Annotated in this window: 20 protein-coding genes and 1 riboswitch; of the genes, 9 read left to right on the top strand and 11 right to left on the bottom strand. The window is 62.4% G+C overall.

The genetic code is table 11. The features are described from left to right. Positions 1-336 precede the first annotated feature (336 nt). From EJ075_RS18120 to EJ075_RS18110, 3 genes are all read left to right on the top strand, one after another. The gene (locus tag EJ075_RS18120; RefSeq protein WP_164547128.1) at positions 337-1,593 is read left to right on the top strand and encodes a tetratricopeptide repeat protein; all 1,257 of its coding nucleotides are present in this window, start codon (positions 337-339) and stop codon (positions 1,591-1,593) included. 95 nt (positions 1,594-1,688) lie between these two features. Then, positions 1,689-2,399 carry a FecR domain-containing protein gene (locus EJ075_RS18115; RefSeq protein WP_164547127.1) on the top strand — a complete coding sequence of 237 codons (711 nt, stop codon included), beginning with the start codon at positions 1,689-1,691 and terminating at the stop codon, positions 2,397-2,399. Positions 2,400-2,423: 24 nt separating this feature from the next. Continuing rightward, the gene (locus tag EJ075_RS18110) at positions 2,424-4,337 is read left to right on the top strand and encodes an adenylate/guanylate cyclase domain-containing protein (protein WP_164547126.1); all 1,914 of its coding nucleotides are present in this window, start codon (positions 2,424-2,426) and stop codon (positions 4,335-4,337) included. A 165-nt stretch (positions 4,338-4,502) separates the two neighbouring features. Here EJ075_RS18110 and EJ075_RS33745 read toward each other — a convergent pair whose 3' ends face one another. From EJ075_RS33745 to EJ075_RS18090, 3 genes are all read right to left on the bottom strand, one after another. After that, positions 4,503-4,757, bottom strand: a complete 255-nt coding sequence (locus tag EJ075_RS33745; protein WP_245457942.1) for a hypothetical protein — start codon at positions 4,755-4,757, stop codon at positions 4,503-4,505. A gap of 139 nt (positions 4,758-4,896) precedes the next feature. Beyond that, on the bottom strand, positions 4,897-5,406 hold the full coding sequence (locus EJ075_RS18095; protein ID WP_126105176.1) for a superoxide dismutase family protein: 510 nt from the start codon (positions 5,404-5,406) through the stop codon (positions 4,897-4,899). 148 nt (positions 5,407-5,554) lie between these two features. Beyond that, complete coding sequence (locus EJ075_RS18090) at positions 5,555-6,331, bottom strand: sulfite exporter TauE/SafE family protein (RefSeq protein WP_126105175.1); 777 nt, start codon at positions 6,329-6,331, stop codon at positions 5,555-5,557. Between the two features lie 425 nt (positions 6,332-6,756). Continuing rightward, positions 6,757-6,869, top strand: a riboswitch (TPP riboswitch). Positions 6,870-6,998: 129 nt separating this feature from the next. Between EJ075_RS18090 and EJ075_RS18085 the strand changes: the two genes are divergently transcribed. The 5 genes from EJ075_RS18085 to EJ075_RS18065 all read left to right on the top strand — a co-directional run bounded on the left by EJ075_RS18085 (position 6,999) and on the right by EJ075_RS18065 (position 12,815). Further along, complete coding sequence (locus EJ075_RS18085) at positions 6,999-7,799, top strand: ABC transporter permease (RefSeq protein WP_164547124.1); 801 nt, start codon at positions 6,999-7,001, stop codon at positions 7,797-7,799. Beyond that, a complete protein-coding gene (locus EJ075_RS18080) occupies positions 7,793-8,554 on the top strand; it encodes an ABC transporter ATP-binding protein (protein ID WP_164547288.1) in 762 nt (253 codons plus the stop codon). Before EJ075_RS18085 ends, EJ075_RS18080 begins: the two co-directional genes overlap by 7 nt. Further along, a complete protein-coding gene (locus tag EJ075_RS18075; protein WP_126105173.1) occupies positions 8,551-9,564 on the top strand; it encodes an ABC transporter substrate-binding protein in 1,014 nt (337 codons plus the stop codon). The genes EJ075_RS18080 and EJ075_RS18075 overlap by 4 nt, the downstream gene beginning before the upstream one ends. Continuing rightward, on the top strand, positions 9,561-10,862 hold the full coding sequence (locus EJ075_RS18070; RefSeq protein WP_126105172.1) for an LLM class flavin-dependent oxidoreductase: 1,302 nt from the start codon (positions 9,561-9,563) through the stop codon (positions 10,860-10,862). Before EJ075_RS18075 ends, EJ075_RS18070 begins: the two co-directional genes overlap by 4 nt. Before the next feature lie 243 nt (positions 10,863-11,105). Beyond that, positions 11,106-12,815, top strand: a complete 1,710-nt coding sequence (locus EJ075_RS18065; RefSeq protein WP_126105171.1) for an ABC transporter ATP-binding protein — start codon at positions 11,106-11,108, stop codon at positions 12,813-12,815. On the opposite strand, the gene EJ075_RS18060 is transcribed toward EJ075_RS18065, so the two are convergent. Then, entirely contained in the window at positions 12,785-13,900 is a 1,116-nt protein-coding gene (locus EJ075_RS18060) for an AI-2E family transporter (RefSeq protein WP_126105170.1), read from the bottom strand. The two genes, EJ075_RS18065 and EJ075_RS18060, sit on opposite strands and share 31 nt — an antisense overlap. 526 nt (positions 13,901-14,426) lie before the next feature. On the opposite strand from EJ075_RS18060, the gene EJ075_RS18055 reads away from it, so the two are divergent. Beyond that, positions 14,427-15,296, top strand: coding sequence for a hypothetical protein (locus EJ075_RS18055; protein WP_126105169.1), 870 nt, complete (start codon positions 14,427-14,429; stop codon positions 15,294-15,296). A 51-nt stretch (positions 15,297-15,347) separates the two neighbouring features. Here the strand turns inward: EJ075_RS18055 and EJ075_RS18050 are convergent, their stop codons facing one another. The 7 genes from EJ075_RS18050 to EJ075_RS18020 form a co-directional block, all read right to left on the bottom strand. Further along, positions 15,348-16,859 (bottom strand): aldehyde dehydrogenase family protein, encoded by a 1,512-nt coding sequence (locus EJ075_RS18050; protein WP_095484113.1) that lies wholly within the window; start codon positions 16,857-16,859, stop codon positions 15,348-15,350. Positions 16,860-17,038: 179 nt separating this feature from the next. Beyond that, entirely contained in the window at positions 17,039-18,313 is a 1,275-nt protein-coding gene (locus EJ075_RS18045) for an RNA polymerase sigma factor (protein ID WP_095484112.1), read from the bottom strand. Next, positions 18,310-18,684: a YciI family protein gene (locus tag EJ075_RS18040; protein ID WP_126105168.1), complete on the bottom strand. Its 375-nt coding sequence runs from the start codon at positions 18,682-18,684 to the stop codon at positions 18,310-18,312. The genes EJ075_RS18045 and EJ075_RS18040 overlap by 4 nt, the downstream gene beginning before the upstream one ends. Before the next feature lie 110 nt (positions 18,685-18,794). Beyond that, positions 18,795-19,895 carry a DNA topoisomerase IB gene (locus EJ075_RS18035; RefSeq protein ID WP_126105167.1) on the bottom strand — a complete coding sequence of 367 codons (1,101 nt, stop codon included), beginning with the start codon at positions 19,893-19,895 and terminating at the stop codon, positions 18,795-18,797. A gap of 147 nt (positions 19,896-20,042) precedes the next feature. Beyond that, positions 20,043-20,927, bottom strand: a complete 885-nt coding sequence (locus EJ075_RS18030) for a transglutaminase family protein (protein WP_126105166.1) — start codon at positions 20,925-20,927, stop codon at positions 20,043-20,045. A 2-nt stretch (positions 20,928-20,929) separates the two neighbouring features. Next, positions 20,930-23,332, bottom strand: a complete 2,403-nt coding sequence (locus EJ075_RS18025; protein ID WP_126105165.1) for a circularly permuted type 2 ATP-grasp protein — start codon at positions 23,330-23,332, stop codon at positions 20,930-20,932. A gap of 6 nt (positions 23,333-23,338) precedes the next feature. Then, complete coding sequence (locus EJ075_RS18020; protein WP_126105164.1) at positions 23,339-26,716, bottom strand: transglutaminase family protein; 3,378 nt, start codon at positions 26,714-26,716, stop codon at positions 23,339-23,341. Between the last annotated feature and the right edge of the window lie 70 nt (positions 26,717-26,786).

The raw sequence follows: 26,786 nt of genomic DNA, 5'->3' as shown, positions 1-26,786 counted from the left end.
CATGCGACCCTGATGCGTCAAGCGGCGACCAGATACGTGCAGAATCGCGCAAACAATATTGATCTTGTCGGCTGCGCAATCCACGGCTCATTATGATTTGGCTTAGTTGCCGTTTGTAGCGAATACTTAATCGAAGTCCAGCAACGCTGAGAAGATGTTTGACCAACCAGCGTAGGCGAAATGCGAATGAACCCGATAGTTTGTTGCGCAGCTGCAACAGCTACTGAAGACTCGGAGATCTCGTGACAGTTCCGTCGCTTTTTTTCGTGCAGGCGTGCTAGATCCGCTGCACTAGTCGGGTTGGGTGGGGTTCTCGGCATGCATTCCTCGTTTTCAATGATCTTCGGCTTCGCCGCGGCGCTGCTCTGTGCCAGCATATTGCCGGCCGGCGCACAAGGTCTCTATCCGGCCTACGACGATGCGTTTTCGGCCCGCGTTGCCAATCCGACCGACAACGGGACGCTAGCTCAATTCGTCACAGTTGCCGTCAACGCAGGGCAGTACGATCAGGCGATCTCGTCGATCGAGCAGTATCTGATCAAATATCCTCGCGATGCGCGCGCGCGCCTCGCGGCCAGCCGATTGTACTATCATGTCGGATCCTATGAATTGGCCCGGCGGCAGGTGCAGTACGGCCTCGAGGTCGGGGACCTGCCCGCGGATGAGCAGCTGGACGCCGTTCGCCTGCTCGCCCGCATCGAGCGCGCGTTACTTGGCGTCACCTGGGAACTCGCTCTGACTGGCGGCATGTTCAGCGCATCCACCGATTTTGAGCCGGGCGGGGCCGAAGACGACCGCACCTTGGTCTCGCCCTATGGGCGGGCGGACGGCTTTGTCCGGTGGGATCTCGGCACGCCAAGTGCTGATGCACTTGTCCTCTCGGGATCGTTGACGGCGACACAGCGCTTTTTCACAGAAGACCTGTCGGTTCCCGGTGCCGAGGAGACTTTTATCCACGGTAACGCCGCCATTACCCTGGACAAGGGGCTGCCCAACAGCGGGATCGATTCCCTGCGGCTGCTACTTTCCGCGTTTACCGTTACAGATCGCTTCGACAACGATGTCCACGAGACCGGCGTCGGCCTCAGTGGACGCTTCCTCGTTCGCCCCACAGTCGAGACGACGCTTTTCGCAGGTGCTGGCTACATCGATCTAAGCGGCTCGAAAGGCATCTTCGCCGATAGCAGGGTCTTCTATGAGGCAGGCGGCAGCTACCGCTTCCGCAATGGCCAGGCGCTCGGACTGCGCCTGGTCGGCTCGAATGACTTCGCCTCCGGATCTGGCGAAATCGGCCGCAGCTATATGGGAGAGGTCCGCTACGGCGGCGTACTGATGGAAGTACCGGACCTGTTCGTATGGTCTCACCAGGTCGCCGTCTCGGCCGGCCACAGCGACACTCCCGACTTGTCCGTCGGCATCGGCACGAACATAGAAAGTGACTTCTGGCGCATTGCCTCGGAAAGCGATTTTCAGCTCACTGATTGGCAGAAGGTCAGTGTCGACCTCGCCTATCGCGAAACCGACTTCGATATCGCTAGCGGCGACCGGAATTCATTCGAATTGCTCGTGAGCTACACGTTGACGCTCAACTGAAAGAGGCCGCGATGAGGACCCTGTATCGTCAGATAGCCACTTGTATCGCCTGCCTTGCCTTTGCGGCACCATCTGTCGCTGAAACGGTCGGGTCCATGACGGCCTACCAGACCAACATCATCCGTAATGACGGCGAGGCGATGAACGTCGGCGCTGGCGTCGAACTCGGCGACCACCTGCGTAGCAATGTCACCGGTCTCGGAATGCTCGTGTTCCGGGACGAGTCGAGCGCCAAGATTGGTCCGAACACCAGCCTGACGATCGATGAATTCGTCTACAATCCGGGGTCCCGATCAGGAAAGATCGACATCAGGATGAACAGCGGCCTGGCCCGTTTCTACGGCGGTCAGGTTTCGAAGGGCGGCGACATGCGAGTTGCGACGCCACACATGGTGCTCGGAGCCAGAGGCGGCATCATTGAAGTGCTTGTGATAGCTGGTCAGACCGTAGGCATACTGCGCGCCGGCCGCATGACCTGCATGATGAATGGCCGCAAGCTCGTGGTCACAAACCCGGGCCACGCCTGCACGTCGGACAATGACAAACTGCTGACCGGCTACGGCGGTATCGACGCCTTCCCGATATTGGACAGCATCGAGCGGATAGCCGGCACCGGCCTCCCAGGCAAACCGGGTCCGGGGCTGGACGTAAACGCGATTTGTGCGTCAGCACTCGGCAACTCGCTCAAGGCCTGCAAGTCCACCGACGGGGCATTGCCCGGCGTGGCCATGGAGTTCCCTGACAGCCCAGCGCCCCCTGTAGGCAGCGGGGTGGATGAGGATGACTGCTATCCCGACTGCCGGTAGGCCCGGCCGGCCGGCATGAGCCCCTTGGCTGATTGGCGGCGGGCTGCCCGGCGCAAGCTTCCGGGTCTTGCGGTCGTACTCTTGCTGCTCGCTTGCCATTTTGCTTTCGACGGGCCGCTATCGCGCCTGCGCGAGCGTACGTATGACTTCTACCAGTTCCTCGCCCCGCGCGAGGCGACGAGCAATCCTGTTGTGATAGTCTCGATAGACGACGCGAGCCTTAAGGCATATGGGCGATGGCCCTGGAACCGTGGCCTTTTGGCCGACCTGGTCGACGGTGTCGCCGAGTCCGGTGCCGCGGTGATCGGGCTTTCGCTGGTGCTGCCTGAGGCTGACATCTCTCCTGATGGTATCGCCGGAGACAAGCGCCTCGCGAGCGCACTGGCGAAACATCGAACGGCGCTCGCCGTCAGCCTGGGCAATGAGGCGACCGTATCAGAAGCAGAGCCCAAAGCCGGTTGGTCGATCGTCGGGCAAGTACCCGAGACGCTTCCTGGCTTCACCGGTCTGACAGGCTCGCTTCCAGATTTCTCGACCGCCGCTGCAGGCCTCGGCGTCATTCGCACTTCGCCGGATCCCGACGGCGTATTGCGCCATGTGCCGCTGCTCTGGCTCCGAGATACGGCTCAAGGCGTGCAACTCTGGCCGTCCTTCGCGCTCGAACTCCTGCGCCTCTACGCCGGAGAGAACGGCTACGTGGCTCGGATGAATGCCGCCGGGTTTGACGCGCTCAGGATGGCCGGGTCCATTGTGCCACTCGAGCCGCAGGGCAGCATCCGCCTCTGGGAAACCGACACTAACACGCCGCGCATATCTGCCAGTGATATCCTTTCGGGCCGCGGCAATCCGCTGCTGCGGAACGCCATCGCCATTGTTGATCTGTCGGCCGTGGGATTGACCCAGTATCTGCCCACGCCGACGCGTCCGGCGCGACCAGGCGTGGACATCCACGCTGATGCAATCGGCCAGATCCTTGCCGGGCGCTATCTTGTAGAGCCAACGCTAGCGCGTACGCTGGAGCGGCTGTGGTTGGTCCTCAGTGGCATCGTTTTCATCGGGCTTTCAGGAGTGCTCGCCGAGCGTGTCGCGCTCGGCGCACTCGCTCTGGCGCTCCTGGCTGCCACGCCCTTCGCGTTCGGCGCTCTCGAATACAGCCTGCAGGGTGCACTCTATGATCCATTGCAGCCGGCGCTTGCGACGATCCTCGTAGCCGGCTTCGAAGGCTATGTCCTCTACAGGCGCAGCGAGCAGCGTCGGTCCACCCTGGCACGGCAGTTTTCCCAATATCTGTCGCCCTCCGTGGTGCAGCGCCTCGCAAATTCGGACACCGAAGCGATCCTGTCCGGAGAAAAGCGCGAGATCACAATCCTGCTGAGTGACATACGCGGCTTCACGACGATGAGCGAACAACTCGGTGCCCAAGAAATCGGAAAGGTGGTCAATCACTTTCTCGGCCTTGCGACCGATGAGATACTCAAGCGCGACGGGACGATCGACAAGTTCATGGGCGATGCCGTGCTAGCCTTCTGGAACGCGCCGCTTGATCAGCCAGATCATCGCGAGCGCGCGCTCGAGGCGGGGCTTGCCCTGATCGAACGGGTGAAGCGCGAAAATGCCGGTTTCGCCGCGCGCGGGCATCCCTCCATCGAAATCGGCGTCGCCATCGAGACTGGCATCTGCTCCGTAGGGAATTTCGGCTCCGAACGGCGCTTCGATTACACCGCGATCGGCTCGCCGGTGAACCGCGCGGCACGGCTCGAGTCAACGACCAAAAAGCTGAGGATCCCTCTGGTGCTTGGTCCCGGATTTGCGCAGGGAGCATCAATGCCAGTTGTGCAGGCAGGTGTGTTTGAACTGCAAGGCTTCAAGGGCGAGGTGTCGATTTTCACCGTTCCGGAGATGTACGCCTCGTCGCGATCTGCCGAGGAAGTCGTATGATGTTTGGCACCGGCTCAACTCGCTACCTCATTGGCAGCCGGCGAGCGAAAGCCAAGGGCGGCGGAAATCCGATGGGCGGCCTGGGCTACCATGTCGCCCAGTTCGCTTATGCGTTCTTCCGGCACCCGGTTTTCCGGGGCGGCGATGTTCAGCGCCGCGATTATCTTACCCGGTGCCACGAAAACCGGTGCGGTGATCGGCGCCGTTCGGGCCCAGGATGGCGAAAATCATGCCGCGCGGCACATCGAGATCGATACCATCGACGGCGCGCAGCTTGCCGAACGTTTTGACGAGGCCGCGGGCGGAAATGGCTGACTGGGCAAGACCCGTGGAGGACAAGCCCATAGGAGAAGTTTCGTTCATGCAATCATCCAGCAGTCGCGAAATAAAGGCCAATTTCGGCGCGATGGCTGTCGTCAATTCCTCGGCAGGCGCACGAGCTTATCGTCTGGCTTGTCCTCATGCTAGAGGCTCCAACCATGTACCACTACTTGGCCGCCGAGGCTGAAGAGCCGGTCAGATCATATGTCGGACGGATCTCTACTCATCGCTGGGTTTCTCATTCGATCACGGCGCAGGCCTGACGATTTCCGGCATCACCGGCAGGCTGGCTTTTGTAGTCGTCCTGTCCGCCGTGGATCATCAATGCCTTGCCTCGTATTGCCGTTTCTCCACCGTCCAGTTTGACCATGCTGTTGAAAGCCTGGGCACGCAAAACGCCGTCGGCGCCGACCCGCTGATTTGGCATGTCGCCCGCGTGCGGGCCTTTTCCAGTGAGATATCCATGTTCGGCATTCGTCGGATTGAAGTGCCCACCTGCCGAGTCATGGCCGGTCTGATGGTCGCACTTTCCGGTTTCATGAACATGGAACGCGACCCATTCACCCGCCGGCAGTCCTGTTACGTCCAACGCTATCAGCACACCCTGCGCTGTCTCGGTCAGCGTGGCCGTTCCGTTCTTCTCGCCAGCCATGTTGACGAATTCGGCTTTCGCGGTCGCGGTGTCCTGAGCCGCTGCAGGCATCGCGACCGCCAGCGCCAATCCTGTTGTTGCAAGCAAATTTTTCATCAGTTGGCCTCCGGTTGTACAAGGACCCCAAACAACAACGGGGCCTCTTCGTTCCATTTGGGAATGTCTCCGGCACGGCCGCCAGAGAAGCGGGTGATGCGTAGAACTCGATAGTCTCCGTGTATAAGTGAAGTTTCACGACGTTGGTTTACACCAATTCGAAGAGTTCCGCGGTTTGCCAACCTGCCAGCAGTATGATGAGAATACCAATGAGCCTGAGAAGCGTCTTTTCAACGATTGTTTTCACTACCAGTCCGGCCATCGGCGCTGCGACCACGCCGCCAAGGATCAAGCCGGCAACGGGGATTAGATTTTCCATCAGCCCCCCAGCCTCCTCCCAATGGCCCGTTAGTAACGCAAACAAGAAGGTCAGAGACACCGAGAACGTGATGAGGAACTCGCTGGCATTTACCGTGCCAATAACGTAGCGGGGCGTCCCGCCAAAACCGAGAAGCCCGGTCGTCACTATGGGTCCCCACCCGCCACCGCCTGCGGCATCGAGAAATCCACCACCAAGCCCAAGGGGAGGTACCACGCCTGCCGGGACCGGATTGCTTGGGATCCGCCGGAATGAACGGAACAGGAGCCAAGCTCCGACCAGCGCAAGGTATGTGGTCACATACGGCTTCATGACGGCTCCTTCAAACGAGGTGAGCACAAAAGCGCCGAGGACGCCGCCGATCACGCCAAATGGCATCAGCCGCCAGAAAAGCTTCCAGTCAATGTTGCGGTGATAGAGGTGAGCCGAACCTGAGGCCGCAGTGGTAAACAGCTCAGCAGCGTGAACTGAAGCCGAAGCGTGTGCAGGAGACACGCCAAACCCCAGTAGTGTTGTCGAGGAAACAACGCCGTAGGCCATGCCGAGAGCCCCGTCCACGGCTTGAGCTACAAACCCCACGAACGCAAAAAGAAGAAATTCTTGCATTTGGCTCTCCGATAAAAGCGCGGGTCGTAATTGGCGAAGAGGAACCCGCCGCGTGCAACATATGCAATTGCGTCTTCATGCTTCCACAATTCACTAAACGCCTGGCATCGATAATGGTGACGACGAACGGGAAACTGTGCGCTCGACCGACGCCTTTCCTCATATCTTCAAAGTCATGTAGACTCTCAAAATATTGAGAGCGATCTCGAACAGGTTGCCAGGTTTAGCACCCTCTTAAGTTGAAGCCGCGCATTAATCTACCGTCCTCGAAAGACCATGCCAATCGCTCAAGCGATGCTATCTTTGATGATGCCATGCGGTAGCGAGACGACCTGAGCGACCACTGCTGAGGCAGCCGCCTCTGACCTAGGGTTTCACGGGTCGTGACGCATACTTGCAGCTCCACCCTTTATCTGTTTAATTGCCGCCATCCACAGGGGTGCTCCGTATCGTCGGGGCTGAGAGATGGGCTGCAAGCCCGTAAACCCTAGAGCTGATCTGGATAATACCAGCGGAGCGAGGCGGGCGATGTTTTCTGGCGCACAGATTTTTCTTTTTCCGATGTCCGGCGATTTCGTGGGCCCGCCCGAGGACCATATCACGATCGACCTCACGGTCGCGGCCAACGGCCCGACCCCGCGCTGATCTTTCGCGCCGGAGGTCTCGCATGTCCCAGTCTTTCTCCGTTGCGCCGCGAATCGCAGCCTTGTTCGCCAAGGTCGGACCGGCCTTGCTATCGGTCGGCACGCTGGTTTTGGCTTGGGAGCTCTATGCGCGCATCTCGGGCATCTCGCCCACTACGCTGCCGGCGCCGTCACGAGTCCTCGCCCAAGCCATCCAGCAGCGCCAGGCGCTGTTCGACAACACCGTGCCGACCATCAGCGCCACATTGGCGGGTTTCGCCTGCTCGCTGGCCGTTGCCTTCATCCTTTCGGTGCTGATCGACTTCTTCAAGCCGCTGCGCCGCGCCCTGTTCCCGGTATTCATTATCAGTCAGATCCTGCCGCTGGTGGCGATTGCCCCCCTGGTCGTTCTTTGGTTCGGCTTCGGGCTGACGCCGAAGATCATGCTGGTCGCGCTCGTGACCTTCTTTCCCATGCTGGTCGCGCTGGTGCAGGGTTATGAATCGACGGATCGGGACATCTCGGCGCTTCTGAGTTCGATGGGCGCTTCCCGCATGCGCATTTTCCTGCTGGCCCGCCTGCCCTCCTCGCTGCCCTATTTCTTCGCCGGGCTGCGCATCTCGATCACCTATGCTGTGGTCGGCGCCATCTTCGCGGAATATGCCGGCGCGGCCAAAGGGCTCGGTATCTACATGCTCAACGCCAAGAACAATTTCCGGCCCGATCTCGTGCTCGCGGCCGTGCTGGTCAGCGCGTTGCTCACGCTGGCCCTGTTTGCCGCCACGGTGCTGATCCAGCGCGCCGCCATGCCATGGGAACGGCTCGATGCCGCGCGAAAATCATGAACAGGCGGCTGGAATTGCGCCAGATCAGCAAAAGTATTGGCGATGTCGACGTGCTTGCCGGCATCACCCTGCATGTCGAGCCGGGCGAATTCGTTTCAATCCTCGGCCCCTCCGGAGCCGGCAAATCCACGATCTTCAGGTTGCTGACGGGCGGTCTCGAAGGCCACGACGGCGGCATCGACTTCGACGGGCGGCCACTGGCCGACGCGCGCCGACCGTTTGCCTTCATGCCGCAGCACGACGCCCTGATGCCCTGGCGCACGGTTATCGACAACACCGCGCTCGGCCTGGAAGTCCAGGGCATGTCCCGTAAGGCGGCGCGCGACAAGGTGGCGCCGCTCTACGGCGAATTCGGCCTTGCGGGCTTCGAGCAAAAGTATCCGGCGCAGCTTTCGGGCGGAATGCGCCAGCGCGCCGCGCTGTTGCGTACCGTCGTTCAGAACCGCGCCATGCTGTTGCTCGACGAACCGTTCGGCGCACTCGACGCCCTCACGCGCACCGGCATGCAGCGCTGGCTTCAGACGATGTGGGACCGACACCGCTGGACCGTGCTGCTGATCACCCACGATGTCCGCGAGGCGGTCTTCCTGTCCGACCGCATCTATGTGCTGAGCGGCCGCCCTGCCCGCGTGCTGCGCGAAGTCGCCATACCTCTTCCGCGCCCGCGCAAGGATCTTGCCTCGCCGGAAGCCAGCGCCATCGAAGCCGACATCCTTCATACGCTTCTCGATCCACAGCCCGCCCAAAGGACATGACCATGCTTTCAAGACGCCTCTTCATCGCTGCCGCATTGATCACCGGGCTCGGACCCGTCACATCCGTCTGTGCCCAGCAGACTGTCACCGTCGCTCTCGACTGGACGCCGAACACAAACCATGTAGGACTCTATGTCGCCCGGGCGAAAGGCTTCTACGCTGAGGCCGGGCTCGACGTGCAGATCCTGCCCTATACCGACACTGCGGCCGGTACGCTGATCGCCAACCGCGTGGCCGATTTCGGTATACTGGGATCCATAGGATTGTTCACCCAACGCACGGCCGGCGCCGACCTCGTCGCTACCTACGCCATCATGCAGACGGAAACCGGCAGGCTGGCCTTCAATGCGGACCGCGCCGATATACAATCCCCCAGGGACCTGGACGGCCTGACCTATGGCGGTTTCGGCAGCGCCTGGGAGAATGCGCTGATCGGCACCATCATCCGCCATGATGGAGGCGAGGGCAAATTCGAAACGGTGACGCTGGGCACCTCTGCCTATGAGGCCTTGGCCAATGGCGCAGTCGATTTTACGCTCGAAGTCTACACTTGGGAGGGGATCAAAGCGGAGCTTGACGGCAAGGCCCAGCGCGCCTTCCGCTACGCGGATTTCGGCGTGCCCGACCAACACACCAATTTCATTGGCTCGAGCCGCGCCTACCTCGAGAAAAACGAGGACACGGCAACCGCGTTCATCGCCGCGACCAGGCGCGGCTACGCCTTCGCCGTCGAACATCCGAAAGAAGCGGCTGATATGCTGATCGGAGCAAACAGCGACGTGCTGACCAACCGTCCGTTGATCGAGGCATCACTGAAGGCGCTGGTCGACGGCCACTATCTGCAAAGCCCCGCCGGGGCGATCGGCACGATCGATCCCGCAAAGATGGAGGCTATCGGCGACTACCTGTTCAAGGCCGAAATCCTGCGCGACGGCGATGGAAACCCGGTCAGCGAACGACCCGATTTCGCAGCCTATTACAGCAACGCCTATCTGGCCGACCAAAAATGAGCCCGCCGCGGCTCATGCATCTCAATGCCGTGATCTTCGGCCTCGGCAGTCACGAGGCCGGTTGGCGCATGCCCGAAAGCGACCCGCTTGCCTCGACCAGCCTGGCCTACTGGGTCGATATCGCCCGGCGCGCGGAGGCTGCCGATTTCGACGCTCTGTTCCTCGGCGATGTGCTGGCCTTGCAGGGTGGCGCCGATCGGCATCTTTCCGACGCGATGGATCCGCTGCTGATCCTATCGGCGATCGCTGCCGTCACCAGCAGGATCGGACTGATCGGGACTGCATCGACCAGCTTCGATCACCCTTTCCACCTCGCCCGGCGCTTCGCCTCTCTCGACCACATCAGCAAAGGCCGTGCGGGCTGGAACATCGTCACCTCGTCCAACGTGCTCGAGGCCCGTAACTTCGGACTGGACGCCATGCCGGAGCATGACGAGCGCTATGCCCGCGCAGCCGACGTGGTCGACGCAGCCATAGCGCTCTGGCAAAGTTGGGCTCCCGATGCGCGGACGCCGGACAAGGCCGCCGGGCGATACTTCGATCCTGACAAGGTCCGGCCCGTCGATCACGCCGGTCCGTTCGTGCGCACCGCGGGCCCGCTCAACGTGCCGCGATCGCCCCAAGGTCGGCCGCTCCTGGCGCAGGCCGGCTCGTCGGAAGCTGGCCGCGCCTTCGCCGCCCGTTACGCCGACATCGTGTTCACCGTCCAGGCGACGCTGACGGAAGCGCAGGACTTCTATCGCGACATCAAATCACGAGCGGCCGACAGAGGGCGCAATCCGGACACGATCCTGGTCTTTCCGGGGATCGTGCCGATCGTCGCGCATACCAGGCAAGCAGCCGAAGAGCGGCTGGCAGAACTGAACGGCTCTGCCGTAACCGACCACGTACTTGCCAAGCTCGGCGAATTCCTTGGCGAGGATTTAACCAATGCCGATCTCGATGCGCCGCTACCGCCCCCGTTGAACACACGGCCGAACCAGTCCAGCCAGAGCCGGGTCGGCGTGCTGGTTGGAATCGCAAGGCGGGACAGGCTGACCCTGGGCCAGTTGCTCATGCGCCTCGCAGCTGGCCGCGGTCATCTGCTTGCCGTTGGAGATGGCCGCGATATCGCCGACACGATGCAGCAATGGTTCGAGGGCGGAGCGGCCGACGGTTTCAACGTCATGGCGCCCGTCATGCCCGGCGACCTGCAAAGCTTCATCGACGGTGTGATGCCTTTGCTGGAGCATTCGGACGTTTTCGACGCTGGCGGTAAGCGCACACTTCGCGAGCGATACGGTCTTCCAAGTCTCTAGGTCTGGAATCCAAACCCAATCCCGTTCGTCGATGAGAGCGCCGTAAGCCATCAGGCGCTACTTTGCCTACAGGTCATCACCGTCCATCGCCACATCGATTCTCCCACGCAATCCGGCTCGGTCAATGCGCCGGTGTCGACCGCTTCCACCGTTATGTCCCGCCCTTTCGAGAAGGCCGGAATTGACACCCTCGCATAGCCATGCTCCTGGCAGTCCAGACCTTCGAACAGAAAAAGCGTCCCAATGCTTCGTGGATTTTTCTCCTACTACCGCCCCTGGAAGGGTCTGTTCATCCTGGATTTCTGCTGTGCGGTTCTGTCTGGCATGCTGGAACTCGGGTTCCCGATGGCAGTCAAGGTGTTCGTCGACGAACTGCTGCCGACGCAGCAATTGCTGCTGATCCTTGCTGCGTCGGCCGGCCTGCTTGCCATCTATGTGTTGAACACCGGACTGATGGCGGTCGTGGTTTACTGGGGTCATATGCTCGGCATCAACATCGAGACCGAGATGCGCCGGAAGAGCTTCGATCACCTGCAGAAGCTCTCGTTCCGCTTCTATGACAACCACAAGACCGGCCACCTCATCGCCCGCGTCACCAAGGACCTGGAGGAAATCGGCGAGGTCGCCCATCATGGCCCGGAAGACCTGTTCATCGCGATCATGACTTTCCTCGGCGCCTTCGCACTGATGTTCCTGGTCAATCCGCAGCTTGCATTGATCACAGCGGCAATTGTGCCGCTGGTCGCCTGGGTGACAAGCCGCTATGGCGCGCGCATGACGCGCAACTGGCAGGCGCTTTACGGGCGGGTCGGCGATTTCAATGTTCGCATCGAGGAGAATGTCGGCGGCATGCGGGTGGTGCAGGCGTTCGCCAATGAAGACCACGAGCGTAATCTTTTCGCGCGTGACAATGCCAGCTACCGCAAGACCAAGCTCGATGCCTATCGCATCATGGCCGCCAGCACGTCGCTGAGCTACATGAGCATGCGGTTGATCCAGCTGGTGGTAATGATCGCCGGAAGCTACCTCGTGCTGCGCGGCGAACTTTCCAGTGGCGGTTTCGTTGGCTTCCTGCTCCTGGTCAATGTGTTCTTCCGGCCGATCGACAAGATCAATTCGGTGATTGAAACCTATCCGAAAGGCATCGCCGGATTCCGCCGCTATGCGGCTCTCCTCGACACTGAGCCCGACATCGCGGATCGGCCTGGCGCGGTTGATGCACCGACGCTCCGAGGTGATATCAGCTACCGGGATGTCACCTTCGGCTATAGCGGCGAACGGCCGGTTTTGAAGAACATCGATCTTGACATAACAGCAGGACAGACCATCGCCTTCGTCGGGCCGTCCGGCGCCGGCAAGACGACACTGTGCTCACTGCTGCCGCGCTTCTACGAAGTCGACAGCGGCGCCATCACAATCGACGGTTTGGATATCCGCGACATGACGCTGGCCTCGTTGCGCGGCCAGATCGGCATCGTGCAGCAGGACGTGTTCCTGTTTGGCGGCACGATCCGCGAGAACATCGCCTATGGCCGGCTGGACGCGGTCGAAAGCGAGATCGTCGAGGCCGCGCGCCGCGCGCGCCTCCACGAACTCATCGCTTCCCTGCCGGAAGGCCTCGATACGATCATTGGCGAGCGTGGCGTAAAACTGTCGGGTGGTCAGAAGCAGCGCCTGGCAATCGCGCGTATGTTCCTGAAGAACCCGACAATCCTCATCCTGGACGAGGCGACGTCGGCACTCGACACGCAGACCGAGCGGGAGATCCAGCAGTCGCTGGCAGAACTTGCGCAGGGCCGGACCACCTTGGTGATCGCGCACCGGCTGGCGACGATCCGCAATGCCGATCGCATCGTCGTGGTCGCCGAAACGGGCATCGTCGAACAAGGTCCCCATGATGAACTGGTCGCGCGCGGCGGTGCCTACTCACGACTAGGCGCGGCTCCGGACTGACGTGATGGCTTCGTGTCGCGCTTTGACGCCGGTTCCGCTTCGGGTTGGTCGTTCAATCGTTTCTTGAGGATGTCAATGAGGCTGATGGTGACCGCGATCACCGCAGGGCCAAGGACGAGCCCGGATGCTCCAAAGAGAACGATGCCACCGACCGCGCCGATAAAGGCCACCACCGTGTGGAGCCGCAGCCGGCTCCCGACAAGCATCGGATAGAGCAGATTGTCGATGCCGGCGACGATGACGCCGCCCCAGATGGTCAGTATCGCCGCGCTCGCCCAAGCCCCTTCCAGCGCGAGATAGATCGCTGCCGGCACCCAGATCACGAATGCGCCGAGCACTGGCACGATGGCAAGAAGTCCCATTACCAGACCCCAGAAGACCGGAGTTGGCAGGCCCAGCCACCAGAACATCAGGCCGCCCAGCGTTCCCTGCACAGCGGCGACAAACACGGTGCCTATCAGGATCGCATGTACCGTCTCGGCAAGGCGGGACAGTATGTATGCCGTCTCCGGTACACGCAGGGGCGAGAGACCCTCGATCCCCTGTAGAGCGGGTTCGCGGTCCCGCAGGAAATAGAACAGCAGATAGAATGTCAGCACGAACATCACGGCCTGATTGATCGAGCCGCGCAAAAGCGATGTGCTTTGTCCCGTCAGCCATTGTACAAATGCGGCGACCGTACCGGCTGGATCGACTTGGTTCTCGATCCACTGGGCAACGGCCGAAAGCCTGGGATAGTTCGACATGAAGCCGTCTGCGTTCCAACCCCGGATGACCTCCTCCAGATAGGTAGCGCCGTTTACCGCCTCGCGAACAAGCTGCTGTGCCACGAAGATGAGCGGCAGGCCGACGGCAATCGCCGCGACGCTCACCGATATCAGTGCAGCCAGGTTTCGATTCCTGAGCCTTTCCTCGACCCGCCGATGGGCCGGATACAGAATGATTGCCAACACCAGCGCCCAGGTCAATGCGGGCAAAAAAGGCAACGCCAAGAGATAGCAGACATACAGACCGATCGCCGTCGCAGATACGATGCCGAGCAATCTCATCTGTTTCATATCGGGCATTTGTTTCAGGTCGGGCATCTCTCGCCGTCTCGCAAACCAGACGAGCCTAGTGGATTTCCTGACAGAATGGCAGCTGCCGTTGCCGTACCTACGGCTAGGTCGCTGTCGAGTGTGACGAAAATGGCCCGGCCATTTTCTCGCTCTTCGGGCTCATTATGCTGATTGGGCGCCCGTGCGCGCTGGCTTCACAGGACCAATAGAAAAAAGGCCGGACTGTAAAAGTCCGGCCAAGCATGAAGGTTCAAAACCTCCAGAGGGGAACGCGCCGGATGCAATGGGAGGAAAACATCCGACGCAATCGGTATATGGGTCGGCACAGGTGACGTTTCAACGACATACTGTGGGCCACGTCAGCCGCTGCATAGAGCCACCAGCGCCGATTAAAAGTGCTCACGGCCCGCGTATCAGTTTTAGCGTGACAGCCATAACGGTTGGCAACTTTTTGCGCTATATGGCAGTTATCCGCCAGCCTCTGGACATAGCCGTGAAGGCTGAAGCCGTGATCGGTGTTCGCCATTGGAAGGCTTGATTGGGCTCGGCGAGGATGGCGCTAAACTTGGAAGATATTGCCTGCCGTCCGGCATTTCGTCGGTCAGTTCGGGCTCAGTCGCAGATGCTGCTCCAGGCCTACGAAGCCAACCCGCGGCTCGCTTCCGTGTTCGCTACGCAGCAGCGCTGGCTGATGGCTCACATCGGTCTTGCCTTGCACTTCAGACGGCAACCACATGACGATCGCACCAGACTGACGACCACACGTTTTATCGACATGATACACCGCTGTTCGGTGGCCAGCCGCAACACCGCCGACGCTTTCATAAAGGAGATGCTGCACTACAATTTCATTCGTGATCTGTCGACGAATAGAGACAGAAGGGTCCGCCCCCTGCAGCCGGCTGCGACCACTCTGGAAACGCTCGCCGGATGGGTCTTTGCCCATCTGAGAACGCTGGACAGTCTCGACGGCGGAAGTCGACTGACCACATTCGCCGCGAGACCGGACGCGCTTGCCAGATTGCAGCCGCTGGTGGCGGATGGCCTGCTTTCGTCCCATGCCGTGCGCGAGCCGAAACAGACCTTTTCCCTGTTCACCTGGCTTAACAATGGCGGCGTCGTCATGGATTGGCTGATGTCCGGCGTCGATCCCGACCATGCCGGCCTCGACCGAATTCCGACCGGCATTGTCTCGATCGGAGACTTCGCAAACTGGCTCAAGCTTTCCCGCACCCATCTTTCACGCAAATTGCGCGACGCCGAAAACCTCGGCAGCATCGGCTGGCTGGGTCAGCGGGGCCATTCGGTCATGTGGGTGTCGAACCATTTCTATCAGGAATACATGACCGCCCAGGCCGTGAAGCTCGCGATCATCGATGCGGCCTTCCAGAATTGCTTTCACAATCCAGGAACCCCGGAATAGAGAGCAACATGGCGATCGTGGCGGCCATTGCGACCGCCACGATCGGAGTTCTCAGTCGATGTCGAAGGATACGCCTTGGGCCAGCGGCAGCGCTTTCGAATAGTTCACCGTGTTGGTGGCGCGCCGCATGTAAGCCTTCCAAGCATCTGAGCCGCTCTCGCGGCCGCCGCCGGTCTCCTTCTCGCCACCGAAGGCACCACCGATCTCAGCCCCCGATGTGCCTATGTTGACGTTGGCGATACCGCAGTCGGACCCGTCGACGCCGAGGAAGCGCTCGGATTCCTGCAAGTCGCGGGTGAAGATCGACGACGACAGCCCCGCGCCGACCGCATTGTGCTCGTCGAGCACGGCGTCGAAATCCGAGTACTTCATCACATAGAGGATCGGCGCGAAGGTTTCTTCGGTAACCGGTGAGACCTGCTTGGGCATCTCGACCAGCGCCGGATGCACGTAATAGGCGTCGGGATGGCCGTTCTCCACCCGTGTGCCGCCGGTCACCTTGCCGCCTTGCGAAGCCGCCTCCTGCAATGCCTTCTGCATGGCATCATATGCTGCCTTGTCGATCAACGGTCCGACCAGCGCTGATGTCTCCAGCGGATTGCCGACCGAGACGCTTTCATAGGCCTTCTTCAGGCGCGGAACCAAGGCATCATAGATGCTTTCATGCACGAACAGGCGCCGCAGCGTCGTGCAGCGCTGGCCGGCCGTGCCCATGGCGCCGAAGGCGATGGCGCGCAAGGCCATGTCGAGATCGGCCGTCGGGCAGACGATGCCGGCATTGTTGCCGCCGAGCTCCAGCACGGCGCGGGCAAAGCGCTTCGCCAGCCGCGGACCGACATCCCTGCCCATGCGGGTCGAGCCGGTGGCCGAAACCAGCGGCACCTTGGGATGATCGACCAGGATTTCGCCGACAGCGCGGTCGCCGATCAGCACCGACGTCAGGCCTTCCGGAGCATCGCCGAAACGTTCTGCCGCACGCTTGAAGATCGCCTCGCAGGCGAGCGCCGTCAGCGGCGTCTTTTCCGACGGCTTCCACACCACCGCGTCGCCGCAAACCAGCGCCAGCGCTGCGTTCCACGACCACACCGCGACCGGGAAATTGAAAGCGGAGATGACGCCGACGACGCCCAGCGGATGCCAGGTCTCCATCATGCGATGACCCGGACGCTCGGTGGCGATGGTCAAGCCGTACAATTGCCGGGAGAGGCCGACGGCGAAATCGCAGATGTCGATCATCTCCTGCACTTCGCCGAGCCCTTCGGACGGGATCTTGCCGACCTCGATCGACACCAGCCGGCCAAGCTCGGCCTTGTGTGCGCGCAGTTCCTCGCCGAGCAGCCGCACCAGTTCGCCGCGTTTCGGCCCTGGCACCAGACGCCACGCCTGGAAGGCCATATGGGCCTTGTCGATGGTCTTTGCCGCATCGGCCGGCGAGATCGTCTTCAGCGCGGCAATCTGCTCGCCCGTGACCGGGCTGCGCACGATTAGATCACCGCCCGAAAGCGCGGCCTCGGCAACACCCAGTTTCGCCAGTAGCCCGGCTGTTTCCTTCGCAATCGTCATTCTCTGTCCCTTTCCAGATGCCGTCGCTCATGTGGCGTCGGTTAAAGCCTTGTGCCATGCCGTCCCTGTGCCGATCGGCACATCAGGCGCTGTCAAGGCGTGGCATTACTCGTTTCAGGGAAAAATCTCCACCCCGGCATGGTCTAAGCCAAGGTCGGACCGTTGAACCAGCGAGTCGTTCAGCGCGCTGTCTGCGCGGTTCCCCGCGCGGCGCCTTCCTTCATCAACCGGTCGATATGCATGCGGATATGCGCGGCCTCGGCTGCCGTGTTGGCAAGCGCGATGGCACGGTCGAAGGCGATGCGCGCCTCCTCGCCACGACCAAGCTGCATCAACAGGCCGCCCTTGAGGCCGAAGAAATGGAAATAGCCGGAAAGCCTCTGTTCCAGCGGCTCGATCATGGCAAGTGCCGCTTCCGGCCCGCGCACCTTGGCGACCGCGACGGCGCGATTGAGCGTCACCACCGGCGACGGCTGCATCTGTTCAAGCAGGCTATAGAGCAGGTCGATCTCGTTCCAGTCCGTATCCTCTGGCCTTGCCGCCCGCGCATGCAGGGCAGCGATCGCCGCCTGCACCTGGTAGGGACCGGGCTTCTGGTGGCGCAATGCCTTGTCGACCAGCGCTAGCCCCTCGTCGATCATCTTGCGGCTCCACAGGCTGCGGTCCTGGTCCTCGAGCAGCACGATCTCGCCGCTCTCGTCGAAGCGCGCCGGCGCACGCGCATGCTGGAGCAGCAGCAGCGCCGTCAGGCCCATGATCTCCGGCTCGGTCTGGAACAGCCGCAGCAGCAGCCTGGCCAGCCGGATCGCCTCTTCGCAAAGCGGGGCGCGGGCGGGAGCCTCACCGCTGTTGGTCGAATAGCCTTCGTTGAAGATCAGATAGACCATGGCGGCGACGGCGGCGAGCCGTTCCGAGCGCTCGACCGCACCGGGCGTCTCGAATGGCACGCCGGCATCCGCAATACGCGCCTTGGCGCGGGTGATGCGCTGCTCCATGGCGCTTTCGCCGACGAGGAAGGCGCGGGCGATCTGCTTGACGCTCAGGCCGGAGACGATGCGCAATGCCACAGCGATCTGCTGCGTCGCCGGCAGGTCGGGATGACAGCAGATGAACAGCAACCGCAAGATGTCGTCGCGGTAGTGCGCGCCGTCGAGCCGTTCGGCGATGTCGGTCTCGGCATCCTCCAGATCGGAGATCTGGTCTTCCTCTGGCAGCGGCGCCTGCTTGGCGCGCTTGCGCACCGCGTCGATGCCGCTGTTGCGCCCGACAAAGATCAGCCAGGCTGCCGGATCGCGCGGCGGGCCGTTTGTCGGCCAGTTCTTCAGAGCTCGCAGGCAAGCGTCCTGGAAAGCTTCCTCCGCCGCATCGAGATCGCGGAAGTAGCGCAGCAGCGCGCCCATCGCCTGTGGGCGGGCGGTGCTGATCGCCGTGCTGATCCAGGTAAGGTCGGTCATACGGAAACCTTGGCGGGATTGAAGAGCGAAACCGGCCGTATCTCGTAAGAGCCGCCGCTCGGGTTGACCTCGGAAAGCTCGCGCGCAAAGTCGACGGCCTCGTCGAGATCGGCGCATTCGAGCGTGTAGAAGCCGAGGAATTGTTCCTTGGTTTCGGCAAACGGGCCGTCGATGACGACCGCTTCGCCCTTGACCTTCCGCAGCGTTGTCGCAGCGGTCGTCGGCAGCAGCCGCGCCACCGGGCCAAGCCGGCCCGCCTGAGCGTATTTTTCCTGCACGCCCAGGAGTTTTTCCATGACAGCGTCATCTTGTTCCTTGCTCCAGGAGCAGACGACGTCTTCGGAGGCATAGCAGAGGATCGCGTAGAGCATGGGTGGTCCTTTCTCTGTCAAAGGACGAAACACTAGGACCTATCCCGACATGACGTCGACAAAAAATTACGCCCTGCACGGATCACGAAACTGCGGCTGCTCTGTCCGGTTCAGCTTTCCTGCGCCTTCAGCCATCTCAGTACGAGAGCCTCTTCGTCATCGAGACCGGGTATCGATCGTTTCCGCTTGTTCGCATCCGCTATTTCGGTGAGCAGCCGTCCTTCGGACCAGGCATCGAAAACTTGCGGGTGGATATAGCATCTGCGGCAGATGGCGCGCGTGTTGCCCAGCCGCTCGGCGACCTTGTCGATGAGGCCGTTCATCACCCGCTTCTGTTGTGCCTGGCTTTCGGGTCGTTCGGTTTGCGCAAACAGCGACGCAGCATGGATGGTGCCGCCCCAGGTTCGGAAATGCTTGGAGCTGAAATCGGCCCCTGCCATCTCCCTGATGTAGCGGTTGACGTCGTCGGAGCGGATCGGTCGCCTGCTTCCGTCCTCGTCGAGATACTGGAACAGCTTCTGGCCCGGCAGATCCTGGGCCCCGCGCACGATCCTGGCGATCCGGCGATCGACGAGCTTCAGCTTCCATTCCTTGCCGGACTTGCCTTTGAAAGCGAAACGCAGGCTCGAGCCATTGATGTCGACATGGCGGTCGCGCAGCGTGGTCAGCCCAAAGCTGTTGTTATCGCGAGCATAGGCGGCATTGCCGACGCGGATCATCGTGTTGTCGAGCAGCCAGACCACAGCAGCGACAACCCGCTCCAGCGGCAGGCCGTGACGGCGCAGATCGGCATCGATCTGGCGTCGCAGCTCGGGCAGGCTTTCTGCAAAGGCAACCAGGCTCGAATATTTTACGCCGTCACGCTCCTCCGCCCACAGCGCATGGTAGCGATATTGCTTGCGTCCGCGCTGGTCCCGGCCGGTCGCCTGGATGTGACCGTCAGCAACGGGCGAAATCCACACATCTGTCCACGCCGGTGGAATGGCGAGCGCCTTGATGCGGGCCAAAGTGTCCTCGTCGACGCCCTGCCCGTCAGGCCCTTTGTATGAAAATCCCTTGCCAACCCTCAGACGGCGGATACCGGGCTCGGCGTCAGTGATGTAGGTGAGTGAGGCTCGATCGGCAGAGGCTTGCGACCCATTTGTCGGCGCCCCTGGAGCAACCTTCCTGCTAGCCGACCGGCCAGGCGACGACCCGGATTTGTCCAGCATGTCCTCTCCACGGAATTTCCCGTAGATAAGCGACGGATCGGCCGCTGGTTCCGCCATGGCTTCCACAAAGATACCAGGCTCACCACATCCGCGTTCGAGAAGCAGCCTTCTGCCGATGTTCAAGATCGAGTGTGGCCTCGCTTGCCGTCATGCCTTTTCAAGCACGACCGGAATGACGTCGACTGCTTGCTCGCCGACCTGCCCTCCCGTCGTCTTCAGGACGCCGACGATCGGCGCTACATCCGAATAGTCGCGGCCATGGCCGACGGTGATATGGTCGTTGCTTGCCCGCATGCCGTTGGTCGGATCGAATTCCTGCCATCCGGTGTCGCGCCCACACCACACCTTGACCCAGGCATGCATGGCGTCGGCCCCTTCGAGCCGCGGTTTGCCACGCGGCGGAATGGTGCGCAGGAACCCGCTGACATAACCGGCGGGAATACCGAGGCCGCGTAGGCCGGCGATCATGATGTGCGAAAAATCCTGGCAGACGCCCCGCCTCAGGTCGAAGGCATCGCTCGCCCGGGTCTGCACCGTGGTCGCCTCGCCATCATAGGTGAAATCGCGATGAATGCGGTTGCACAGGTCCACCGCAGTGCTGACAGCCGAGCTGCCGGCACTGCCGCGCGCGTAGGCCGTGATCGCAGCGTCGATGCCCGCGTGATCGCTGGCGGCCAGGAAATGATGCGGCGATCCGGGCGACAGCGACCGCACCGCGTCGAGTTCCTCGCGCAGCCGGCGAATGTCGGGCGACACATCAAGCCCAGGCTCCGGCCGCGAGACGGCGACGCGCGCGCTCATCCTGATGTCGAGCGCATCATGGGCATCGCGAAAGGCGATCGACGTGACATTGTTGCCAAAGAAATCGGAAAAGTCGGAGCGTTCGCTCGGCGCCGGCGCGAAGGACAGCGAAGCGGCGATCACGCGCTGCACGCCCGAAATCGTCGGCGGCAGCACGCGCACCTGATGGCGGCCGCCGCCAGCCGCCGCATCATAGTCGTAACGCAGATTGAGCCTGATGTCGTAGAGCATGCTCACCCGAAATAGGCTTTGGCGAGGCTGTTGTAGAGGCCGCCGATCTCGGTGGCGAGATCGTCCAGGGCCTTGGCCGTCATGTCCGAGGGCTCCTTGATGGCGATTGCCGTGTTGAGTTGCAGGATCTCCTTCGCCGCTGGCGACATATGCCCCTCACCGACAGCAGGCAACAGCGCGATTTCGGCCTTCAGCCGCTCGAGCTGGAACAGGATGGAGCGCGGGTTGAGCGGATCGAGCACCAGGAGATCGATCACCGTGCGCCGGCCGGCCTGCACCGGATACTGCCGCCGGTGGGTCATGACGCTGTCGCCGATCTCCAGCATCATGTCGAGCGCGCCATCCGGCGCCGCAGCCCTGGTCAATCGGGCGAGCGTGCGGGCGATCTGGATGCCGCGTTCCAACCGCCGGCCGATCTCCAGGAAGCGCCAGCCGGTGAAGCGGTACATATTCTCATGCAGCAGGCCCGAAAACCCGGCGAGCTTGCGCAGGATGACCGTCATCGCCCGCGTCGCGTCATCGCCCGGCGCCACCGTTGTCGCGAATTGATGAATGGTCTTCGACAGATCCTTCAGCGCCAGCCAGCCATCGGGCGAGAAGCGGTCGCGGATCTGTCCGGCGCTGTAGACGGCGCTGTCCAGCGTGCCGATCAGCCCCGGCGGGATCGCCGTCGCGACGTCGATGCCGAACGGTTCGAGATAGTCTCTGATATCGGCAAGCAGCGGCATGTCCGGGTCGGAGGCCTCGGCCAGCCGCACGTGATAGGCGCGCAGGATGCGCACCGTGTCTTCCGATCGCTCGATGTAGCGGCCGAGCCATGTCAGGTTTTCCGCCGCGCGGCTGGGCAGGCTCCCCGGCAAGGTGCGGGTGAAGCTGTCGTGCTCCTGCGGCAGCAGCGTCTCGCGCTCCACCGGTCTGTCGCTGACCACCCACACATCCGCCGCCTGGCCGCCGCGCTGCATGGCGATTGCCGTCGGGTCGAGCGAAAAGCCGACACGGGCAAAACCGCCGGGCATCACCGTCCAGCCTTCGGGCGTTCGCGCCAGATAGACGCGCAGGCTTGCTGGCCGCGGCTCCAGCCAGCCGCCGACATAGACCGGCGTGGTCGAAAGCGTTACCGCTTCCTGTCCGACGAAGTCGCCACCGCCGCGTTCGATCTGGGCTATCAGCTCGGCCCGCTCCCCGGCAACCAGCGCCGAGCCCAGCCTGGTGCAATCGTCATCCTCGAACGCAAGCCGCGTCGACAGCGCCGGACCGATCACCATGTGGTCGAGGTTAGCCAGCACATGGTCACGGTCCGTGTCCCGGCCGCACCACCATGTCGCGACGCTCGGCAGCAGAAGCTCCTCGTTGCGCAATTCGCGCGAAATCTTCGGCAGGAAGGCGGACATCGCCCGCGTTTCCATCAGCCCGGAGCCGAGCGCGTTGACGGCCGAAACGGCTCCCCGGCGGATCGCCTCGACCAGCCCTGGCGTGCCGATCTGCGACTCCGGCCGCAACTCCAGCGGATCGGCGAAGGCGGCGTCGAGCCGTCGCCAGAGCACGCTGACCGGCATCAGTCCCGAAACGGTGCGTACCATGAGCCGGCCGCCGGAGACGGTCAGATCCTCGCCTTCGAGCAGCATGATGCCGAGATAGCGGGCGATATAGGCATGTTCGTAATAGGTTTCGTTGAGTGGCCCCGGCGTCAGGATGGCGACACGGCCGCCTGATACCTTGGCCATGCCGTTCAGCGCGTCGCGAAAGCGGCGGAAGAAGCCGGCAAGACGGTGCACATGCATCTCGCCATAGATGTCGGACAGCGCGCGCGTGGTGGCGACGCGGTTTTCCAGCGCAAAGCCGGCGCCCGACGGCGCCTGCGTGCGGTCGCCGAGCACCCACCAGCGGCCGTCCGGTCCACGGCCGAGCTCGAAGGCGCAGAAGTGCAGGAAATGGCCGCTGGCCGGCCTGGTGCCGACGACCGGCCGCAAATATTCCGGGCTGGCGGCGATCAGCCCCGCCGGCAAAATGCCTTTCTCGACCAGCCGGCTCGGCCCATAGATGTCGGCGATCGTTTCCTCGAACAGCTCCGCCCGCTGAACCAGGCCGGCACTGATCGCAGCCCATTCCTGCTCCTCGATCAGCAGGGGCACATGCGCCAACGGCCATTCGCGCTCATTGGCGCCGGCCTTGTCGTAGACGCGGTAATAGACACCGGCGTCGCGCAGATACTGGTCGGCGCGAGCGAAGCGCTGGGCGAGCTTTTCAGGCCCCAGCTCTTCCAGTGCCTCGATGAAGTCCTTCCAGACCGGACGAGGATTGCCTGATGCGTCGACCATCTCGTCGACGACGCCGTCGATCGGCTGGTAGTGCTCCAGCAGGTTATGCGGTCTGCCGCGTATTTTCCTGTGATTCCCCTTTGCCATGGCTGATCAGAGTCTTGCAGGCCGCCGCAGGTCAAGGGTCATCGGGAAATCCTCAGAGGCTTGTTCGTCGCGCAGCACGTAGCCGGACGGCGTATGGCCGCGCGGCTCGAAGCGGGCGAGCCGCCGCGCCTCCGCTTCGTTGCCGTTGACCGGGAAGGTGTCGTAGCTGCGCCCGCCGGGATGCGCGACATGGTAGACGCAGCCGCCGACCGCCCGGCCCGACCACCGATCGTAGATGTCGAAGACCAGCGGCGTGTTGACTGGCAGCGCTGGATGCAGGCCCGATGCCGGCTGCCATGCCTTGAAGCGGACGCCCGCCACCGCGATCTCTCTGGTGTCGGTCACCTTCATTGGCACGATACGGCCGTTGCAGACGACGGCATGACGCTCCGGGTTGAGCCCTTCCGTCTTCACCTGCAGCCGCTCGACCGAAGAATCGACAAAGCGCACGGTCCCGCCGATGGCGCCCTGCTCGCCCATGACATGCCACGGCTCCAGCGCTTGCCGCAGCTCCAGCTTGACACCGGCATACTGGACCTCGCCGCAGAACGGAAAGCGGAATTCGAGCTGCGCGTCAAACCATTCGGGGCGGAATTCAAAGCCGTTCAGCTTGAGGTCGTCCAGCACGTCTAGAAAGTCAGCCCAGACATAGTGCGGCAGCATGAAACGGTCATGCAGCGACGTGCCCCAGCGCACGAAGCGGCCGTCGAGCGGGTTTTTCCAGGCGCGGGCGATGATGGCGCGCACCAGCAATTGCTGCGCGAGGCTCATGCGCGCATTGGGCGGCATCTCGAAGCCGCGGAATTCGACCAGCCCCAGCCGGCCGGTCGGGCCGTCGGGCGAAAACAGCTTGTCGATGCAAATTTCCGAACGGTGGGTGTTCCCCGTCACATCGGTCAGAAGATTTCGGAACAGCCGGTCGACCAACCACGGCAATGGCGCATTGCCCTTGTCTGGATGCGGCACCTGCGCCATCGCGATCTCGAGCTCGTAGAGCGAATCGTGGCGCGCCTCGTCGAAGCGCGGCGCCTGGCTGGTCGGGCCGATGAACAGGCCCGAAAACAGATAGGACAGCGACGGGCGGCGCTGCCATTGCAGGACAAGGCTTTTCAGCAGATCCGGACGGCGCAGGAACGGGCTGTCGTTGGGCGTCGCGCCGCCGACGACGACATGGTTGCCGCCGCCTGTGCCGGTGTGGCGCCCGTCGATCATGAACTTGTCGGCGCCAAGCCGTGTCTGCCGCGCCTCCTCGTAGATCGCTGTGGTCGTCGCCACGCAGTCCTGCCAGTTCGCAGCCGGATGGATGTTCACCTCGATGACACCGGGATCCGGAGCCACCCGGATGACGTTGAGGCGCGGATCGTGCGGCGGGCCGTAGCCCTCGATATGCACCGGCAGCCCGATAGCCTTTGCCGCGTTCTCGGCCGCCGCGACCAGTTCGAGATAATCTTCCAACGCCTCGACCGGCGGCATGAACACACAAAGCCGTCCGTCGCGCGGCTCGACCGATAGCGCGGTGCGCACCGCGCCACCGATCTCGGTGATTTCTTGTTCGACACGGCCCTGCTGGCCGGTCGCGGCGGTGAAGGACGCCGCCTGCTGGCGGCGCGCCATTTCGTCGGCGCCTTCCAATTCGGCCGGGGCAGCGTCCGGCAAAGGAGCGGCTTCAGGTAAAATAGCCTGGCGCGCCGGCAATGGTCCGCGCGGCAGCGAAGGATCAACCGGCACGATGTAGGGGAACTGCGCCGGCGGCACATGGGGCAGCGTGCCGAGCGGAAGGCGGTAGCCGACCGGCGAATCGCCCGGCACCAGGAACAGCTTGCCGCGCCGTGTCTTCCATTTCTCCGAACGCCAACGCGGCCCCGACGCCTGGCTGTTCCAGCGCTGGACCGGCAGCACGTAGCCCGACGGCTTGGTCAGGCCGCGTTCGAACACTTTTGCCATGCGGCTGCGCTCTTCCGGGTCTTCCAGCTTCGAATTGGACGGGTCGACATTGTCGGGCAGCTTGCCTTCCTTGAGCAGCCACTCAGCCGGGTCCTCATAGGCTTCGCTGACCATGGTCTTGTCGATGCCGAGTTCATCGGCAATCGTCGTCAGCAGGCTTTCAGCCTGCTTCGGTCCGACATCTGCTTCGCTGTTTTCCCGTGCGATCAGCGACGGATCGCTCCACACCGGCTCGCCGTCGGCGCGCCAGTAGAGCGAGAAGGTCCAGCGCGGCAGGCTTTCGCCCGGATACCACTTGCCCTGCCCGTAGTGCAGGAAGCCGCCGGGCGCGAACCGTTCGCGAAGCCGGCGGATTAGGGCATCGGCCTTTTCACGTTTTGTCGGGCCGACGGCAGCGGTGTTCCACTCCTCCGCCTCGAAATCGTCGATCGACACGAAGGTCGGCTCGCCACCCATGGTCAGCCGCACGTCCCCGGCTTCGAGCGCGGCATCGACCTGGACGCCCAGCGCATCGAGCGCCTGCCAGCTTTCGTCGGAGAATGGCTTGGTTATGCGCGGGTGCTCGGCGATGCGGTCGACCCGCATGTCAAAGCCGAATTCGACATTGGCGAAGCTCGCCATGCCGGAAATGGGCGCAGCGTTGCGGAAATGCGGGGTTGCGGCCAGCGGCACATGGCTTTCGCCGGTCAGCAGGCCGGAGGTCGGGTCGAAGCCGATCCAGCCGGCCCCCGGCAGATAGACCTCGCACCAGGCATGGAGATCGGTGAAATCAACGGCAGTGCCGGGCGGCCCGTCAAGCGCGACGAGGTCGGGCTTCAGCTGGATCAGGTAGCCGGAAACGAAGCGCGCGGCGAGGCCGAGGTTTCTTAGGATCTGCACCAGCAGCCAGCTCGTATCGCGGCAGGATCCCTTGGCGGCGGCCAGCGTTTCCTCGGGTGAGAAGACACCGGTTTCCATGCGCACGATATAGGCGATCTCGCGCTGCAGCCGCGCATTGAGGTCGACGACGAAATTGACGGTGTTGGTTGGGTGTCGCACGATGGTCTGCAGGAACGCCGACAGCAGCGGTCCAGCCGGCTCCGGCGTCCGGTAGATGGCGAGATCGTCGCGGATCTCTTCTGGGTATTCGAACGGAAAGATTTCGGCCGACGGCTCGACGAAGAAATCGAACGGATTATAGACCGTCATGTCGGCGACGAGGTCGACCTCGATCTTCAGCTCCGTCACCGGCTCAGGAAACACGAAGCGGGCGAGGAAATTGCCGTAGGGGTCTTGCTGCAGATTGACGAAATGGTTTGCGGGCTCGACCTTCAGCGAGTGACTGAGCACCTTGGTGCGGGAATGCGGCGCCGGCTGCAGCCTGATGACCTGAGGGCCAAGGACGACCGGCCGGTCATATTTGTAATGGGTCAGGTGGTAGACGGCTGCCAGAATTGCCATGGTGCCCCGAAAGTCGGCGTTTCAAACCAATTCGCCGAACCCTGACACATCAGGCGGGCATTCTCCAAGC

Origin of the sequence: Mesorhizobium sp. M6A.T.Cr.TU.016.01.1.1 (assembly GCF_003952585.1) — a bacterium.
GTDB classification, from domain to species: Bacteria; Pseudomonadota; Alphaproteobacteria; order Rhizobiales; family Rhizobiaceae; genus Mesorhizobium; species Mesorhizobium mediterraneum.
The sequence above is the reverse complement of the archived record's forward strand: the minus strand, read 5'-3'. Positions and strand labels throughout refer to the sequence as shown.